Origin of the sequence: Kitasatospora azatica KCTC 9699 (assembly GCF_000744785.1) — a bacterium.
Classification (GTDB): Bacteria; Actinomycetota; Actinomycetes; order Streptomycetales; family Streptomycetaceae; genus Kitasatospora; species Kitasatospora azatica.
The window spans coordinates 3,280,276-3,295,854 of record NZ_JQMO01000003.1; the positions used below are offsets into that span (position 1 = coordinate 3,280,276).

The window sequence follows — 15,579 nt, forward strand, 5'->3', positions numbered from 1 at the left end:
TTCGGTGCTATTCGGTACGCAGCGCGGTGGCGGTGGGGGTGCGGGCGGCCCAGGTGGCGGGGAGGAGGGCGCCGAGGGTGGCGATCAGCAGCCCGCCGAGCAGCAGCGGGGCCAGGGTGGCGAGGTGGTAGACGTCGGTGGCCGAGGCGGGGAAGCGGGTGCCGGCGGCGCGGCCCTCGGCGGGGAGGATGTAGCCGTGCAGGGCCATGCCCAGGGGAGTGCCGAGCAGGCCGGCGAGCAGGCCGAGGCCGGCGACCGAGGTGATGACCATCGCGACGGTCTGCCGGGGGGACATCCCGAGCGCCTTGAAGACGCCCAGGTCGTGGACGCGTTCGCGGGTGTCGAGCACCACGGTGTTGAGCACACCGAGGCCGGCCACGGCGACCAGCATGGCGGTGAGCATCGCCGCCAGGGTGTCCATGGAGAGGATGGTCGGGTTGAAGGGCGGGTGGTAGCTGCCGGGGCCGAAGCCGTAGGGCTTGAGCACCGGGTCGAGGGCGCCCATGTACTCGTCCAGGCCGGTGCCGGGCCTGAGGTCGATCTGGAACTCGACGCTCATCGGGTCGACCGGGGTGTCCAGCGCGGCCAGTGAGGCGCGGTCGGTCCGGATGACCGTGCCGGACTCCTCCATGTCGAAGACCTCGCCGACGATCCGCACCGGCGCGCTGCGGCCGTTCCCGGTCAGGGTGATGGTGTCCCCGACCCGGGCGCCGGTGGCCTGCAGGAAGCCGGACGGGACCACCGCCTCGCCGGGGAGGTGGAACCAGCTGCCGGAGACCATCCGGTAGGCGCCCCAGGAGGAGTCGCCGTCGTAGCGGATCACGGTGGTCGGGCCGGCCAGTCCGGCCACGGCGGCCCTGGTGCGATCGGTGGCGAAGTACCGCGCGGTACCCGGCAGCTCCGCGATCCGCGCCGCGATCGCGGGGACCTCGGCGGCCTGCGGGCGGTGGGCCGCGGCGGAGTTGTCGACGGTGTCGACCAGGGGAAGCGGCAGGGCCACCACCTGGCCGGGCTCGCGCCGGCTCAGACCGTCCTCGACGACGTTCAACGAGACGGCCAGGCCCACGCCGAAGGTGACCCCGACGGTGCCGAGCAGCACGGCCGCGACCACGGTCGCGGAGCGTCCCGGCTTGGCGAACGGGTTGGCCAGGCCCAGGCTGACCGGGCGCGGCAACGGCAGCCGGCCGAGCAACTGCCGCACCGCGCGGCCGCGTCCGGCGCTCGGGGTGCGGCCGACGGCGAGGGCTTCGACGGTGCGCAGCCGCCCGGCCCGCAGCGCGGGCACCAGCGCGGTGCCGGCGGTGGCGGCCAGCGCGCCGGCCCCGACCGCCAGGTCGATCCACGGCGCGACCAGCTGCGGACCGGTGTTGAAGGCCTCGCCGGCCTTCGCCAGCACCGGGACCGCCGCCAGGTTGCCGAGAGCCAGGCCCAGCGCGGTGCCGACGGTGGCGGGGATCAGCGCCTGCCCGACATAGGCCCGCACCACCTGTTCGGGAGTGAAGCCCAGGGCCTTCAGGATGCCGATCCGCCGGGTCGCGGCCCCGACCGCGCCGCTCACCACGATGCCGATGATCAGCACCGACATGGCCAGCCCGATGATCGCGAAGGCGACCACGAACGGCACGAAGGTCGCGGTGCTCTTGTCCGCCGCCACCTTGATCTTCAGGTACGAGGCGGCGCCGGTCATCGAGCCCGGCGGGAGAGCCGCGGCCAGCGCGGCGCGGCCGGCGTTGACCTGGCTGTTGTCGGCGGCCTGCGCAAGGCGGTAGAGCATCTGCTCGTCGGGCCGGACGCCCGGCGGGGTGAGTGCCGCGAGCTGCTGCGGCCAGACCCAGGCGTCGGCGCTCTGGCCGACGGTCCTGGCCAGTCCGACGACGGTCAGCGTCGGCCGGCCGGGGGCGTTCGGGAAGCTGAGCTTGTCGCCCACGCCCAAGGGCGAGTTGAACCCGCTCAGCACCACCTCGCCCGGCCCGGTGGCCCACCGCCCGGCAGTGACGGTGAGCCTGTCGACCGGCCCGCCCGGGTCGCCGCGGCCGACGAAGACCAACGGCGGGTTGACCAGGCCCACCGGCAGTCGCGCGCCGTTCTCGCCGATGGCGGAGGTGAGCGAGACGGCGGGGTACGGGCCGGCGGCGGCCGTCACGCCGGGCAGCCGGGCGGTGTCGGCGAGCTGATTCACCGTCACCTTCGTCGCGTCGAACTGCGCGGTCAGGTGGGCGCCGTGCTGCTGCGCGAAGCCCTGGTCGAAGGAGGCGTGGGCGGCGGCGAGCAGTCCGCCGCCCAGGACGGCGGCGGTGACCGCCATCATGGTGGTCAGCATCATCACGAAGGTCTGCACCCGCCGGCGCCCGACACCGGCCCGGACCACTTTGCCCAGCGCGCTCATGCGCCCACCTCGCTTCGCTCGGCGAGCGCTTCGCGCACGCGCACCTCTTCCTTGATTCGCTCGCTCCGCTCGCTCATGCGCCCACCCCGCTTCGCTCGGCGAGCGCTTCGCGCACGCGCACCTCTTCCTTGATTCGCTCGCTCCGCTCGCTCATGCGCCCACCCCGCTTCGCTGATGCGCCCACCCCGTTTGCTTCGCTCGGTCATCAGAGGGCCACCGGGCTGAGGACATCGCGGGTGATCCGGCCGTCGGACAGCTCGATGATCCGGCTCGCGCAGGCGTCGGCGAGTGCGGTGTCATGGGTGACCAGCAGGATCGTCTGCCCGGCGCGGTTGAGCTCGACGAGCAGCTCGCGGACGTCCGCGGCGGAGGCGCTGTCCAGTGCGCCGGTCGGCTCGTCGGCCAGCAGCAGGGGCGGACGGTTCATCAGGGCCCTGGCCACTGCCACCCGTTGGCGCTCGCCACCGGAGAGCCGGCCCGGGAAGGCGCGGGCGTGCCGGGTGATGCCGAGCTGGTCGAGCAGTTCGGCGGCGCGGCTGCGGGCCCGGCCCTGCGGCATCCCGGCGAGCTGGGCCGGTAGCAGCACGTTGTCGCTGACGGTCAGGTCGTCCAGCAGGTTGAAGAACTGGAAGACCATCCCGACTCGCTCCCGCCGGTACTTCGCCGAGCCGGCTTCGGTCAGCCGGTCGATCCGCAGGCCGTCCACGGTGACCGTGCCCTGGCTCGGCCGGTCCAGCCCGGCGATCAGGTTGAGCAGCGTCGACTTGCCGCTGCCCGAGCGGCCGAGCACGGCCAGCGCCTCGCCGCCGCGCACCTCGAGGTTGAGCTCGGCCAGGGCCGGGCGGTCGGTGTCATAGGTCTTGTTCACGTCGCGGATCTCGATGATCGGCGAGGTCGCGGTGGACTGCACAGTGGACTCCAGGAGTTGGGGCTGCTCAACGCCGGATCACGCTAGGTATCCGGGGGTTCCCGGGGACATACGGCTGGACGGTGTCCGGGGGTGTACCTGGGTCCACCTCAGGTACGGGGTCCAGCGACCCTGTGGGACGAGCGGTGGGCCGGGCAGACTGGGCCGCGGCAATGGGTGGTCGTCACCAGGGGCGAGGAGGAGCAGCGGTGAGCGGTGGCGGGGCAGTGGCCCGGATCGGCGTGCGGGCGGTCGCCGGCGCTCGCAGCCTGGCGCTCGGCGCGCTCGCATCGCTCGGGGCGCTGCCGCTGGTGGCGATCACGATGCTGGTGTCGGGCGTCCTGCGCGACGGGACGGCGGACGTCACCATGCACGGCCGCTACCACATCTGGGGGTTGGTGGCGGCGGCGGTGCTTGCCCTCGGCGTGGCGCGGCTGCGCTGGGTGGCGGGGTTGACCAGGCGGCTGGTCGGGCGGTGGTGCGGGGTGATGATCGCCGACCCGTACCGTCCGGCACCACCGGCCGGGCCGGGCGGCCGGCGGCGCCGGATCGGCGGGCTGCTGACCGACCCGGCGACCTGGCGGGACCTGCTGTGGATCTGCGTCAACGTGCTCGGCGGCCTGCTGCTGGTGGTGACGCCGATGGGGGTGGTGCTCTACGGACTGGGCGCGCTGGACCGGCTGCACGGCAGCAGCGGGCCGGAGGTACTGCCGCTGCCGGACCAGTCGGTCGCCTCGGCCCCACAGGCCCCGTCGGCCCCGGCCCCCGACCCGTCCGCTCCGGTGCTCCCGACGCAGCCGCAGCCGCCGTGGTCCGGGATCACCTCCGCCGTGCTGCACCCCGGTGTGCTCGGCTTCTGGGCGGCTGTGGTGCTGGGGGCGGCTCTGCTGGTGGTCGGGCTGCTGGTCGCACCGCGCCTGCTGGCGGGCCACGGCCGGCTCGCGGCAGCCCTGCTCGGGCCCACCCGGGAGGTCGAACTCGCCCGACGGGTCAGCCATCTGGCCGCGACCAGGTCCGACACCATCGACAGCGGCGCGGCCGAGATGCGCCGGATCGAACGGGACCTGCACGACGGCGCGCAGGCCCGGCTGGTGGCCATGGGGATGACCCTCAACGCGGCCGAGCAGCTCTTCGACTCCAGTCCCGACGCCGCGCGGGCGCTGCTCGCCGAGGCCAAACAGTCCTCGGTCAAGGCGCTGGCCGAACTGCGTGACCTGGTCCGGGGTATCCACCCGCCGGTGCTGGCCGACCGTGGACTGTTCGACGCTGTGCGCGCGCTGGCGCTGGACCTGCCACTGCGGGTGCGGCTGGACGGCGAGCTGTCGGCCCGCGCGCCCGCGCCGGTGGAGTCGGCCGCCTATTTCGCCGTCAACGAGCTGCTGGCCAACATCAGCAAGCACGCGGGCGCCGACCAGGTCTGGATCGAGATCGGCCATACTGGCGGCACGCTGCGGATCGTGGTCACCGACAACGGGCGTGGGGGCGCCGACCCCTCGCGCGGCACCGGACTGCGCGGCCTGGAACGCAGGTTGGCCGCGTTCGACGGCGTGCTCGCCGTCAGCAGCCCGCCCGGCGGTCCGACCATCATCTCGCTGGAGATCCCGTGCGCGTTGTCATCGCCGAAGACCTCTTCCTGCTGAGGGACGGCCTGACCCGGATGCTCCAGGCCCACGGCATGACGGTGGTTCAGGCCGTCGAGACCGGCCCCGACCTGCTCGCGGCGGTGGCGGCCGAGCAGCCGGACGTGCTGATCGTCGACGTCCGGCTGCCGCCGACCTTCACCGACGAGGGACTGCGGGCCGCGATCGAGGCCCGGCGCGGCGCCCCAGGCTTGCCCGTGCTGGTCCTCTCCCAGTACGTCGAGCAGCTGTACGCCCGGGAGTTGCTGGCCGCGGGCACCGGCGGGATCGGCTACCTGCTGAAGGACCGGGTGATGGACAGCGCGCAGTTCGTCGACGCGGTCCGCCGGGTCGCGGCCGGCGGCACCGCGATGGACCCGGAGGTGATCGCCCGCCTGCTGACCCACAACTCCGACAACGGCGCGGTGGCCGCCCTCAGCCCCCGCGAACGCGAGGTACTCGGCCTGATGGCGGAGGGCCGCTCCAACGCCGCCATCGCCCAGCAACTGGTGATCACCGAGCGGGCCATCGCCAAGCACACCGCCTCCATCTTCCTGCGCCTCGGCCTGCAGCCCTCCGACGACGACAACCGCCGCGTCCTCGCAGTCCTGGCCTACCTCAACCGCTGACCGCACGCCGGCTCGCCCGGGGGCGGTCAGTCAGTCCGCCGGATCGGGCTCCTCACCGAGCCGGCCGGCGTCCAGCCAGTCGGGCAGCGGTTCGGTGGCGGCCAGCCAGTCCGCGGGCAGGCCGACTGCTCCCAGGTGCGCGCCGACGATGCCGCCCACGATCGCGCAGGTCGTGTCGACGTCGCCGCCCGCCGAGGCGGTGGTCCACAGTGCCTGCTGAAAGTCGCTCAGGTGCCGGGCGGCGCACCATAGCGTGAACGGGACCGTGTCGACGGCGCTGACCTGACGGCCGTTGCCCAGACGGTGCACGACATACCGCACATCCGGCTGGGGGAGCAGCGTCCGTGCCTCGGCGATGCCGTCGCGGACCCGGCTCGGCGGGGTCAACTCGAGGACGGCGGTGAGCAGCTGCTCGGCGCTGAGCGGTGTGTTCCGGGCCCGCACCGCCCAGGCAGCGGCCAGTGCGACGGCGACCGCGCCCGCCACGGCTTCCGGGTGGGTGTGGGTGACCTCGGCCGAGCGGGCGGCCTGCCGGGCGGTCTCGGCGGGATCGACGGCGAACCAGGCGCCGAGCGGCGCGACCCGCATAGCGGCGCCGTTGCCCCAGGAACCCTGGCCGTCGAAGAGCTCGCCGGCGAGCTTGCGCCAGCCGCCGCCCTCGCGCTGCCGGACCAGGCGCAGCATGCGGTTCATCGCGGGCCCGTAGCCGCGGTCGAAGTCGTGGTGCTGGGCGAAGGATTCGGCCAGCTCGTCCTGATCGACGCCGCCGTGCTCGCGCAGGGCGGCGAAGATCGAGCAGGCCATCTCGGTGTCGTCGGTCCATGGCCAGACAGGCGGCACGAGCCGGCGGTCGCGCAGGTGGGGCAGATTGTCGGGGACGAAGAACTGGGCGCCGAAAGCATCGCCGATGGCCAGGCCGCGCAGTGCGTCGCGGGCGGCAAGGTGGTGGGAGGAGGTCATATGTGGACCATCCTGCCGTGGGTGGTCAGCCGTTGGCCAGGGCTGCCGCCAGTTCGCGGAGGCGGGTGGGGCCGTCGGGGTGTTCGGGGGTCCAGCCGAGGTCCTGGTGGGCCTTGGTGGGGTCGAGGCAGAGGTTGGTGGTGATCACGGTGTGCGCCAGGGGGGCGGCTCGGAGCAGCCAGCTGGGCACGGTGCGCGGGGGGCGGGTGCCGAAGGCTTCGGCTGCTGCGCGGACGTGGGCGGCGAAGGAGAGCGGGGTGTTGTCGGCGATGTTGTACGCCTCGCCGGGCTTGCCGGCCTCGACGGCCAGGGCCAGGGCCCGGGCGGCGTCGTCCACGTCGACCCAGGAGAGCACGGTGCCGCGCTCGCGGACCACGGGCAGGGCCCGCTTGCGCAGCATCGGGACGGTGAGGGTGTCGGTGACGCCCGCGCCGTAGAAGAGGCCGAAGCGCAGGGCGATGCCTTCGATGCCCTCGGTGGTGAAGGTCAGCTTCTCCTTGGTGCGCATCGCGCCGACGTGCCGCTCCAGCCAGGCGTTGGTGCCGCGCGGGCCGAAGACGGCGTGGTCCTCGGCGAGCGGGGTGGTGCCGTGGTCGCCGTAGCCGTAGCCGAACATCATCGACTCGGCGACGAACCGCCGGGCGCCGGTGGCCCGGGCGGCGGCCAGCAGGTTGACGGTGCCCTTGGTGCGCAGCTCGTTGGTCGGGGCCATGTCCCGGTGCCTGGTCAGGGCCTTGCCGCTGAGGCCGGTGGCGGCGTGGATCACCACGTCGAAGTGGAGCCCGTCGACGGCGCGCAGCACCGCCGCGGGGTCGAGCAGGTCGGCCTGCAGGGTGTTGCCGGCACCCCGGCCGAGTCCCGCCACCTGGTGGCCGGCTGCGGTCAGCTCGCGGGTGGTCTTCCGGCCCAGGATGCCACTCGCGCCGGCGAACAGGATCTTCATCGCGGTACTCCTTCGGTTTCGGTCTGACACAGGTGGGACAGGGCGGCCGGCACCGCTGTGACATGGCGTCCCGCCCTGAGGGTGGTGATCCGTGTCACGGGGTGCCAGAGACCGCTCGTCTTGTCACTCAACTCGCCGAGCGCGACACGGTATTGGCCCCATCGAGTGAGGCTTCGACGACACGCCCGGGGTTCGGCGGGAGGTGGTGCCAGGATCGCTGACCCGGCCTTTCGTCGAACAGGAGTCGGTATGCCGTTCACTGAGATCGAGACCGAAGACCCCGCAGAGCGCGAGGAGTTGAAGTTCCAGGCGCCCGGCGACAACCGGGCCGTGGTGGCCCGTGGGATGACCACCGGGGCGATGCTGCGGCGCCTGCCGCAGCTGATGCGCCGGGCGCTGGCGCTCGGCTGGCAGGTGGACCGGGCCTCGTTGGGTGCGCTGCTCGGCTGCCAGCTGCTCTCCGGTCTGCTCGGCGCCTTCGGCCTGCTGGCCACGACCCGCACGTTGACCGCGCTGATCGCCGGCGGCCACCTGGCCGACCGGCTGCGCGAGGCGGTTCCCTCGCTGCTGGTGCTTGCCGTCGCGGCCGGGGCCCGGGCGGTGCTGGGGATCGCCGTCAGCAGCCTCTCCCAGCGGATCGGGCCGAAGATCAGCCGACAGGCCGAACTGCTGTTGCTGGACGCCGGCACCAACGCCGAGCTGGCCGCCTACGACCACCCGGGCTTCAACGACCGTTGGGACGCGGCCGACCGGGGTGCCGACCAGGCCCGCGACCTGCTGCCGCAGACCCAGAACCTGATCGCCGCGGCGCTGCAGCTGGCCGCCGCCGCGTTGGTGCTCACCGTGCTGCACCCGTTGCTGCTGCCGTTGCTGCTGGTCGGCGCGGTGCCCCGGGCGCTGGCCTCGGTGCGGGCCGCGCGGATCACCTACCTGGCGATGCTGGCCACCTTCGAGGACCGTCGGCTGCTCTCCATGCTGCGCTGGAACCTGATGGACAAGCAGGTGGCCGACCAGGTCCGCTCCGACACGCTGGCCGACTACCTGCTCGGCCGCTACCGGGCGGCCGGCGCCCGGATCGACCGGACCAGCGACGCGGCGGCCTGGCGGTCCGCCCGGGTCTCGCTGGCGGGCGCGGCACTGGCCGGGCTCGGCGCGGGGGTGCTCTGGCTGGCGCTGGGCTGGCTGCTGGCCACCGGACGGCTCTCGGTGGCCAGTGCCGGCACCGCGGTGATCGCGGTCAGCTCCAGCTCGCAGGCGGTGCAGGGGATCGTCGGCTACGGCACCGACCTCTACCGCACCGGCCTGTACCTGGACGACTGGTCGACCTTCGTGGACGAGGCGGCCGGGCGGCGGCTTGCCCGTGGCGCGGTCAAGCCGGGCCCGCCGGCGGTGGTGGAGCTGCGCGAGGTGACCTTCCGCTATCCGGGCGCGGAGGCGCCGATCATCGACAAGCTCTCGCTGACCGTGCGGCGCGGCGAGATCGTCGCCATCGTCGGTGAGAACGGCGCCGGCAAGAGCACCCTGATGAAGCTGCTCTGCGGGCTCAACCTGGCCACCGAGGGCCAGGTGCTCTGGGACGGCGTGGACATGCGCGAGCTCGACCCGCGCGAGGTCTGGCGGCACACCGCCGTGGTGCCGCAGAAGTTCGCCGAGTGGCCGGACACCGCCCGGGAGAACATCCAGCTCGGCCAGCCCACCGCCGGCGGGGACGCGGACGTGCTGACCGCCGCCCGCGCCTCGGGCGCGCACGAGGTGATCGACCGGCTCCGCTCGGGCCTGAACACCCTGCTGGCCAGGGAGTGGTGGGGCGGGGTCGCGCTCTCCGGCGGGCAGTGGCAGCGGATCGCGATCGGCCGGGCGTTCTTCCGGGCCGGCGGGCTGCTGGTGCTGGACGAGCCGACCAGCGACCTCGACCCGCGGGCCGAGCACCGGATCTTCTCCGGGCTGCGGCAGGTGGCGGCCGACCGGGCGGTGGTGCTGGTCACCCACAACCTGGCCAACACCGCGGTGGCGGACCGGATCGTGGTGCTGGGGCACGGCGAGATCCTGCAGCAGGGGCCGTTCGAGCAGCTGACCGAGGAGCCGGGGCTGTTCCGTGAGCTGTGGCTGCTCTCGCAGGACCGCAGCGCGATCCCGCGCCAGCGCACCGAAGGCTGAGCGGTGGGGCCGGTCGTTCCCGGGCGGCCGGCCCCACCGGGGCGCCCGCGCACCGAGGTGCCGCTCGCCGGGGGTGCTCGCTCACGGGGTGCCCGCTCGGCAAGGGCGCCCGGACCGACGGAAATCGGGTTGCTTCGTACCCGGGGCTCGGTGAGACTTGCCGGTCTTGCCGAGAACGGATGAGGAGCCATGGGCGGTTGGGGCCTGGGCCGGGCGATGCGGTACGCCCCGGCGGTGGATGAACCGGCACCCGAACTGGGCTCGCCGTGGCGGTTCCTGTCCTGGCTGGTCGGCCGGTTCCGGGTGTCGGTGGTCTGGGGGGTGCTGTTCGGGGTGCTGAGCCTGCTCGCCAACGCGCTGGTGCCGGGCGCGATCGGGCAGGCCGTCGACCACGGGATCGCCGGGCGCGACCAGGGCCAACTGCTCTTCTGGGGCGGGGCGGTGCTGGTGCTCGGCCTGGTGGTGAACACCGCCGCGATCCTGCGCGACCGGTGCAGCCTGATGGGCCAGCTCGGCGCCACCTACCTGGCCATCGAACTGATCACCCGTCAGTCCGCGCGACTGGGCGCCACCTTGCCCAAGAGGGTGTCCACCGGCGAGGTGGTCAGCGTCGGCATCGGTGACATCGCGGCGCTCGGGCGGCTGCTGGAGGTCACCTCGCGCGCCTCGGGCGCGGCGGTCTCCTCGGCCGTGGTGGCGCTGGTCATGCTCAGCACCGCGCCCGAGCTGGGCCTGGTGGTGCTGGCCGGGGTGCCGTTGATGGCCTGGGCGGTGGCGCTGCTGATCCGCCCGCTGCACCGGCGCCAGGAGCGGCTGCGGGCCCAGCAGGGCGCCTTGTCCGAGCTGGCGGTGGACATCGCCGGCGGGCTGCGGGTGTTGCGCGGGATCGGCGGTGAGGGGCTCTTCCTGGACCGCTACCGCGCCGATTCGCAGCGGGTGCGCGGGGCCGGCGTGCGGCTGGCCCGGATCGAGGCGCAGTTGGACGGCGCCAAGGTGCTGCTGCCGGGTGTGCTGGTGGCGTTGGTGGTCTGGCTCGGCGCGCGGGACGTGCTGGCCGGGCGGCTCAGCATGGGGCAGCTGGTCGCGTTCTACGGCTACGCGGTGTTCCTGGCGCCGCAGTTGCGGCGGCTGACCGAGGCGCTGGACAAACTGACCCGGGCCCGGGTGGCGGCCGCCCGGCTGATCCGGCTGCTGGCGCTGGAGCCGGAGTTGGCCGAAGCCCGGTCCGTCGGCGAGCAGCCGGTGGGCGGGGTGCTGGCCGATCCGGACTCGGGTCTCCAGGTGCGTCCGGGCCGGCTGACGGCGGTGGCCTGCGCCAGGCCGGCCGACGCGGCCGAACTCGCCGACCGGCTGGGCCGCTACACCGACTCGGCGGCGAGCTACGGGGGCGTGCGGCTGGACGCGCTGCCGCTGGACGAGGTGCGGCGTCGGATCCTGGTGGTGCCGGGCGACGCGCGGCTGTTCAGCGGACCGCTGCGCGGCGAACTCGACCCCGGTGGACGCGGCGACGCGGCGCTGACGGCCGCGTTGACGGCGGCCTCGGCACTGGACGTGGTGGAGGCGCTGCCGGACCGCTTGGACAGCGAACTGACCCAGGCCGGACGGGAGTTCTCCGGCGGCCAGCAGCAGCGGCTGCGGCTGGCCCGGGCGCTGCTGGCGGACCCGGAGGTGCTGGTGCTGGTCGAGCCGACCAGCGCGGTGGACGCGCACACCGAGGCCCGGATCGTCGAGCGGCTGCGCGCGGCCAGGGCGGGCCGCAGCACCCTGGTCTTCGGCACCAGCCCGATCCTGCTGGCCCGGGCGGACCACGTGGTGCTGGTGGCGGACGGCAAGGTGGCCGCCGAGGGAACCCATCGTGAGCTGCTCGCGGACCCGGGCTACCGGGCCGTCGTCACCAGGGAAGGGGATCCGGCGTGACCGCCACCCTGCTGCCCGTCGCCTCGCCGCGCGAAGTCCGCGGATACGCCCGAAAACTGGCCCTGCGCTACCCGGCCGAGCTGGCGGTGGCGCTGCTGCTGCACGCGCTGGCGGCGGTCTGCGGGCTGGCCGCCCCCAGGCTGCTCGGCCGGCTGGTCGACCAGGCCGGGCACGGCGTGGACCACGCGGCCCGCACCGGGCTGCTGATCTGCGCCTCGATCGCGGTGCAGGCGGTGCTGCTGCAGTTCGCGGTGTACGCCTCGGCCCGGCTCGGCGAGAAGGTGCTGGCCGAGCTGCGGGAGGAGTTCGTCGGCCGGGTGCTGGCCCTGCCGCTCGCCACCGTGGAGCGGGCCGGCGCCGGGGACCTGGTGACCCGCAGCACCCGGGACGTGGACGCGCTCTCCCGGGCGGTGCGGCAGGCGGTGCCGGACACCCTGATCGCGGTCTCCACGATCCTGCTGACGCTGGGCGCGGTGCTGCTGCTCGGCCCGCTGCTGGCGCTGCCCTGCCTGGTCGCGGTGCCGATCCTGTGGGGTTCGGCGCGCTGGTACCTGGCCCGGGCCCGCACCGGCTACCTGGCCGCGAGCGCCGCCTACGCGCAGCTCACCGAGGGGCTGACCGAGACGGTGGACGGCGCCCGCACGGTGGAGGCGCTGCGGATCGGGCACCGGCGGTCCGAGCGGGCCCGGGCTGACATCGAGCGCTCCTACGCCGCCGAGCGGCACACGCTCTGGCTGCGCACCGTCTTCCTGCCGATCTCGGACACCGCCTATGTGCTGCCGGTGGTGGCGACGCTGGTGATCGGCGGGCTCTACTACCTGCACGGGCTGGCCTCGCTGGGCGCGGTCACTGCGGCGGTGCTGTACGTGCAGCAGACCATCGCGCCGGTGGACCAGTTGATCTTCCAGCTGGACACGCTGCAGTCCGGCGGGGCCTCGCTGGCGCGGGTGCTGGGCGTGGCGCAGGCGGCCGGGTCCGAGCGGCACGCAGATCTGACGATACGTCAGAGTGGGGAAGGGCTCCGGGCGGTGGGCGTCGAATACGCCTACCGGGAAGGCCGTCAGGTGCTGCACGGCGTGGACCTCGCGGTGCGGCCCGGGGAGCGGCTGGCCATCGTGGGGGCGTCCGGAGCCGGCAAGTCCACGCTGGGACGGCTGCTGGCGGGAATCCACGAGCCGCAGCGCGGCCGGATCACCGTGGGCGGCGTGCCGCTGCACACACTCCCGCTCGACGAACTGCGGGCCGAGGTCGCGCTGGTCACCCAGGAGCACCACGTCTTCCACGGCACGCTGCGGGAGAACCTGGCGCTGGCCCGCCCGGGGGCGACGGACGACCGGATGGTCGCGGCACTGCGCGCGGTGGACGCCTGGGAGTGGGCCGGCGACCTGGGACTGGACGCCGAGCTGGGCACCGGCGCGGTCGAGCTCGCGCCCGCGCAGGCCCAGCAACTCGCCCTGGCCCGACTGGTGCTGGCCGACCCCCGGGTGCTGATCCTGGATGAGGCCACCTCGCTGGTCGACCCGCGCGCGGCCCGCCGCCTGGAGCGTTCACTGGCCGCCGTGCTGGCCGGCCGCACCGTGATCGCCATCGCGCACCGCCTGCACACCGCCCGCGACGCCGACCGGATCGCCGTGATGGAGGCCGGCCGGATCGTGGAACTCGGCTCGCACGAAGAACTGCTGGCGCTCGGCGGCGTCTACGCGGCGCTCTGGGCGGTGGGTGCGGCGGCCGAGCGGGGGTGACGGTCCGTCAGAGACCGAAGTGCCGGAGGCAGGGGGAGAGGCCGGTGAGCGTGACCGGGGTGGTCGCGCCGGCCGCCCAGTCGGCGCGGCTCAGCCGCAGGCGCTGGGTGGTGACCGGCGCCCCGTGCAGCACGTCTCGCTGCACGCCGTCCGGCCGGTAGCCCAGCTTCGTGGAGACCGCCAGCGAGGCAGGGTTGTCGCTGAAGGCACCGGTGACCGCCTCGCTCGCGCCCAGACCCGCGAAGGCCAGGTGCAGCACCGCCGCCCGCATCTCGGTGCCGATCCCTCGCCCCTGATGCGCCATCCCCAGCCAGGAGGTGGTCTGCACGCACCGCAGCACCCCGAAATCGCTCGCGTAGAGCGACTGCTGGCCCACCACCTCGCCGTCCGCCAGCACCGCCAGCGGCAGCATCCACTCCGCGGCGCGCCAGTTCCCGCGCCGCAGCCAGTGGTACTGCACCACGCTGCGCGCCCGCTCCCGCGGATCGGTGGCCCACGGGCGCAGGAACGGCGCCCGGTCCGCCGGGTGGATCCCGGCGGCGGCCACCTCGGCGAGGGCCGCCAACTGCCGTTCGTCGGGCAGCCGCAGTTCGAGCCGAGGGGTTGTCACGCGCAGGGCCAGCAGCGGCCAGAGGTCGGTCAGCATGCGGACATTGTCTGCAGCCGGTCGCCGGTCGGCATCCGAATTCCGGGGTCACTAGTGCGCCCGGCAAGATCGGCCGGACGGGCCCTAGGATCGCCCGCATGGGAGCAGCGGAGCGGGACAGTGGTGGGGCGGTCCGGGTTCCGGTGCCGCCGCTCGGCAGCTACGAGTCGGGGCAGCGCTTCCACCGGCTGCTGCTGCTCTTCCTGCGGGACCTGAAGGAGGCCGGCGAGCCGGTCGGCCGGCACCAGTTCCTGCTCGCGGGGGTGGTGGAGCTGCACCAGCCCGCCTCGCCGTGGACCGACGGAACCGCGCGGCAGCAGCCGCGGTGCGGGTCCTGCCGGACGCCGTACCCGTGCCGGACGGTGCTCGGTGTGGCCGTCGCGGCCGGACTGCCGATCGCCTGGCGCAGCCCAGTCGAGGTGGTGCCCGCGCTGCGTGACGCGGGTCTGGAGCCCCGGGCCGGTGGTGAGGTCACGGCCGGGACCGTCTTCTGGCAGTTGGGCTGGGGCGCGCGGCGGGTGGCCGACGGCAGCTGGGAGATCGGGATCGAGCTCGACCGGGGCGAGGTGGAGATCCGGACCGTGGCGGACGACGCCGAGATGGCCCAGTACCTGGCAGGCCAGGCCGGTCTGGCGGGTCCTTTCCCGTACGGCTGGGCCGAGGACGCGGCGGAGGTCGCCGCCGTGCGGCCGGCGGCCTACGAGCAGGCGGCGCGCTGGCGCGAGACGGCGCGGCTGCCCTACCTGGACGGGCACCGGGAGTACGGCGCCACCCGGGTCGATGGTGCGGCCGGCTAGCGCTGCTCCATCCCGTACCGGCGGAACTCCGTCGGTGCCGCACCCACCCGCCGGGTGAACAGCCTGGTGAAGTAGGCCGGATCGTCGTACCCCACCGCCTGGGCCACCTCTCGGACCGGCCGGTCCGTGGAGAGCAGCAGGCGTTTCGCCCGCGACAGCCGGGTACGCAGGATGTACTCCTTCGTGGTGGAACCGGTCGCCCGCTGCACCTCGCTGCGCAGTGTCGCCTCGTCCAGGCCGAGTCGGCGGGCGTGCTCGCCCACCGTCAGCGGCTCCACCGCGTGTTCGTCCAAGTAGCGGACCACGCGCGACAGATCGTCGTTCACCCGACCCACCAGCAGTTGCGCGAGCAACTGCTGGACCAGGGCGGCGGCGACCACGTCCCGGTGCGGGGCCCCGACCTCCACCGCCTCGTTGAGGCTGTCGAAGATCCGTCGCAGCGTCTGGACGCCCGGACCCAGCGCGATCACCGGCGCCTCCCGGTCCAGCCCGCCCAGCGACTCGTGGGCGGCCGCCGCCGGCCCGTCGAACAGCACCCAGCGCTCCGACCAGCCCAGCGCGTCCGGCTGGTAGGCGTGGTAGAGGCCGGGGAAGGTCACGAAGGCGGCCGGTGCCCGGACCGGCAGCCGGCGCCGCGGCCGGTCGCCCCACTCGAGCCAGCCGCCGCCCCGGGTGACCAGCATCAGGCCGTAGCAGTTCAGCACCCGGCCGTCGAAGTTCATCCGCCGCACCTGCTGCGCGCCCACGCCCAGGCAGGCCAGGCCGAGTCGTCGGTGCTCCTCGGAGGGCGTCAGGTATCGCGCGAAGCCGCTCACGGTCTCCTCCGTCAGGAAAGTCCAAGGCTGCTGCCAAAGGTGCCGAACCAGCGAGCTCAGC

The 15,579-nt window shown here is 74.1% G+C and carries 12 protein-coding genes; 6 read left to right on the forward strand and 6 right to left on the reverse strand.

Annotated features, from left to right (window positions below):
• Nucleotides 1-7: 7 nt before the first annotated feature.
• Nucleotides 8-2,386: an ABC transporter permease gene (locus BR98_RS25240; protein WP_035847761.1), complete on the reverse strand. Its 2,379-nt coding sequence runs from the start codon at nucleotides 2,384-2,386 to the stop codon at nucleotides 8-10.
• Between the two features lie 205 nt (nucleotides 2,387-2,591).
• Nucleotides 2,592-3,296, reverse strand: coding sequence for an ABC transporter ATP-binding protein (locus BR98_RS25245; protein WP_035847763.1), 705 nt, complete (start codon nucleotides 3,294-3,296; stop codon nucleotides 2,592-2,594).
• A 206-nt stretch (nucleotides 3,297-3,502) separates the two neighbouring features.
• Between BR98_RS25245 and BR98_RS25250 the strand changes: the two genes are divergently transcribed.
• On the forward strand, nucleotides 3,503-4,933 hold the full coding sequence (locus BR98_RS25250) for a sensor histidine kinase (RefSeq protein ID WP_232247538.1): 1,431 nt from the start codon (nucleotides 3,503-3,505) through the stop codon (nucleotides 4,931-4,933).
• On the forward strand, nucleotides 4,897-5,541 hold the full coding sequence (locus tag BR98_RS25255) for a response regulator transcription factor (RefSeq protein WP_035847766.1): 645 nt from the start codon (nucleotides 4,897-4,899) through the stop codon (nucleotides 5,539-5,541). The genes BR98_RS25250 and BR98_RS25255 overlap by 37 nt, the downstream gene beginning before the upstream one ends.
• A gap of 30 nt (nucleotides 5,542-5,571) precedes the next feature.
• Here the strand turns inward: BR98_RS25255 and BR98_RS25260 are convergent, their stop codons facing one another.
• Entirely contained in the window at nucleotides 5,572-6,501 is a 930-nt protein-coding gene (locus BR98_RS25260; protein WP_035847768.1) for an ADP-ribosylglycohydrolase family protein, read from the reverse strand.
• A gap of 25 nt (nucleotides 6,502-6,526) precedes the next feature.
• The gene (locus BR98_RS25265) at nucleotides 6,527-7,444 is read right to left on the reverse strand and encodes an NAD-dependent epimerase/dehydratase family protein (protein ID WP_035847771.1); all 918 of its coding nucleotides are present in this window, start codon (nucleotides 7,442-7,444) and stop codon (nucleotides 6,527-6,529) included.
• A 249-nt stretch (nucleotides 7,445-7,693) separates the two neighbouring features.
• Between BR98_RS25265 and BR98_RS25270 the strand changes: the two genes are divergently transcribed.
• The 3 genes from BR98_RS25270 to BR98_RS25280 all read left to right on the forward strand — a co-directional run bounded on the left by BR98_RS25270 (nucleotide 7,694) and on the right by BR98_RS25280 (nucleotide 13,260).
• Entirely contained in the window at nucleotides 7,694-9,601 is a 1,908-nt protein-coding gene (locus BR98_RS25270) for an ATP-binding cassette domain-containing protein (protein ID WP_051970204.1), read from the forward strand.
• 189 nt (nucleotides 9,602-9,790) lie between these two features.
• Nucleotides 9,791-11,518, forward strand: a complete 1,728-nt coding sequence (locus tag BR98_RS25275) for an ABC transporter transmembrane domain-containing protein (protein WP_232247539.1) — start codon at nucleotides 9,791-9,793, stop codon at nucleotides 11,516-11,518.
• On the forward strand, nucleotides 11,515-13,260 hold the full coding sequence (locus tag BR98_RS25280; RefSeq protein WP_051970205.1) for an ABC transporter ATP-binding protein: 1,746 nt from the start codon (nucleotides 11,515-11,517) through the stop codon (nucleotides 13,258-13,260). The genes BR98_RS25275 and BR98_RS25280 overlap by 4 nt, the downstream gene beginning before the upstream one ends.
• A gap of 7 nt (nucleotides 13,261-13,267) precedes the next feature.
• On the opposite strand, the gene BR98_RS25285 is transcribed toward BR98_RS25280, so the two are convergent.
• Nucleotides 13,268-13,906, reverse strand: coding sequence for a GNAT family N-acetyltransferase (locus tag BR98_RS25285; protein WP_035847774.1), 639 nt, complete (start codon nucleotides 13,904-13,906; stop codon nucleotides 13,268-13,270).
• A gap of 98 nt (nucleotides 13,907-14,004) precedes the next feature.
• Here BR98_RS25285 and BR98_RS25290 point away from each other — a divergent pair, with 98 nt between their 5' ends.
• Entirely contained in the window at nucleotides 14,005-14,703 is a 699-nt protein-coding gene (locus tag BR98_RS25290) for a hypothetical protein (protein WP_157537932.1), read from the forward strand.
• On the opposite strand, the gene BR98_RS25295 is transcribed toward BR98_RS25290, so the two are convergent.
• A complete protein-coding gene (locus tag BR98_RS25295) occupies nucleotides 14,700-15,518 on the reverse strand; it encodes an AraC family transcriptional regulator (protein ID WP_035847778.1) in 819 nt (272 codons plus the stop codon). The two genes, BR98_RS25290 and BR98_RS25295, sit on opposite strands and share 4 nt — an antisense overlap.
• Nucleotides 15,519-15,579 lie beyond the last annotated feature (61 nt).

Bases quoted from the DNA above. Each gene is read 5' to 3' on its own strand.
- BR98_RS25290 (WP_157537932.1), top strand. From the start codon at position 14,005: ATGGGAGCAGCGGAGCGGGACAGTGGTGGGGCGGTCCGGGTTCCGGTG.
- BR98_RS25270 (WP_051970204.1), top strand. From the start codon at position 7,694: ATGCCGTTCACTGAGATCGAGACCGAAGACCCCGCAGAGCGCGAGGAG.
- BR98_RS25240 (WP_035847761.1), bottom strand. From the start codon at position 2,386: ATGAGCGCGCTGGGCAAAGTGGTCCGGGCCGGTGTCGGGCGCCGGCGG.
- BR98_RS25265 (WP_035847771.1), bottom strand. From the start codon at position 7,444: ATGAAGATCCTGTTCGCCGGCGCGAGTGGCATCCTGGGCCGGAAGACC.
- BR98_RS25285 (WP_035847774.1), bottom strand. From the start codon at position 13,906: ATGCTGACCGACCTCTGGCCGCTGCTGGCCCTGCGCGTGACAACCCCT.
- BR98_RS25260 (WP_035847768.1), bottom strand. From the start codon at position 6,501: ATGACCTCCTCCCACCACCTTGCCGCCCGCGACGCACTGCGCGGCCTG.
- BR98_RS25275 (WP_232247539.1), top strand. From the start codon at position 9,791: ATGGGCGGTTGGGGCCTGGGCCGGGCGATGCGGTACGCCCCGGCGGTG.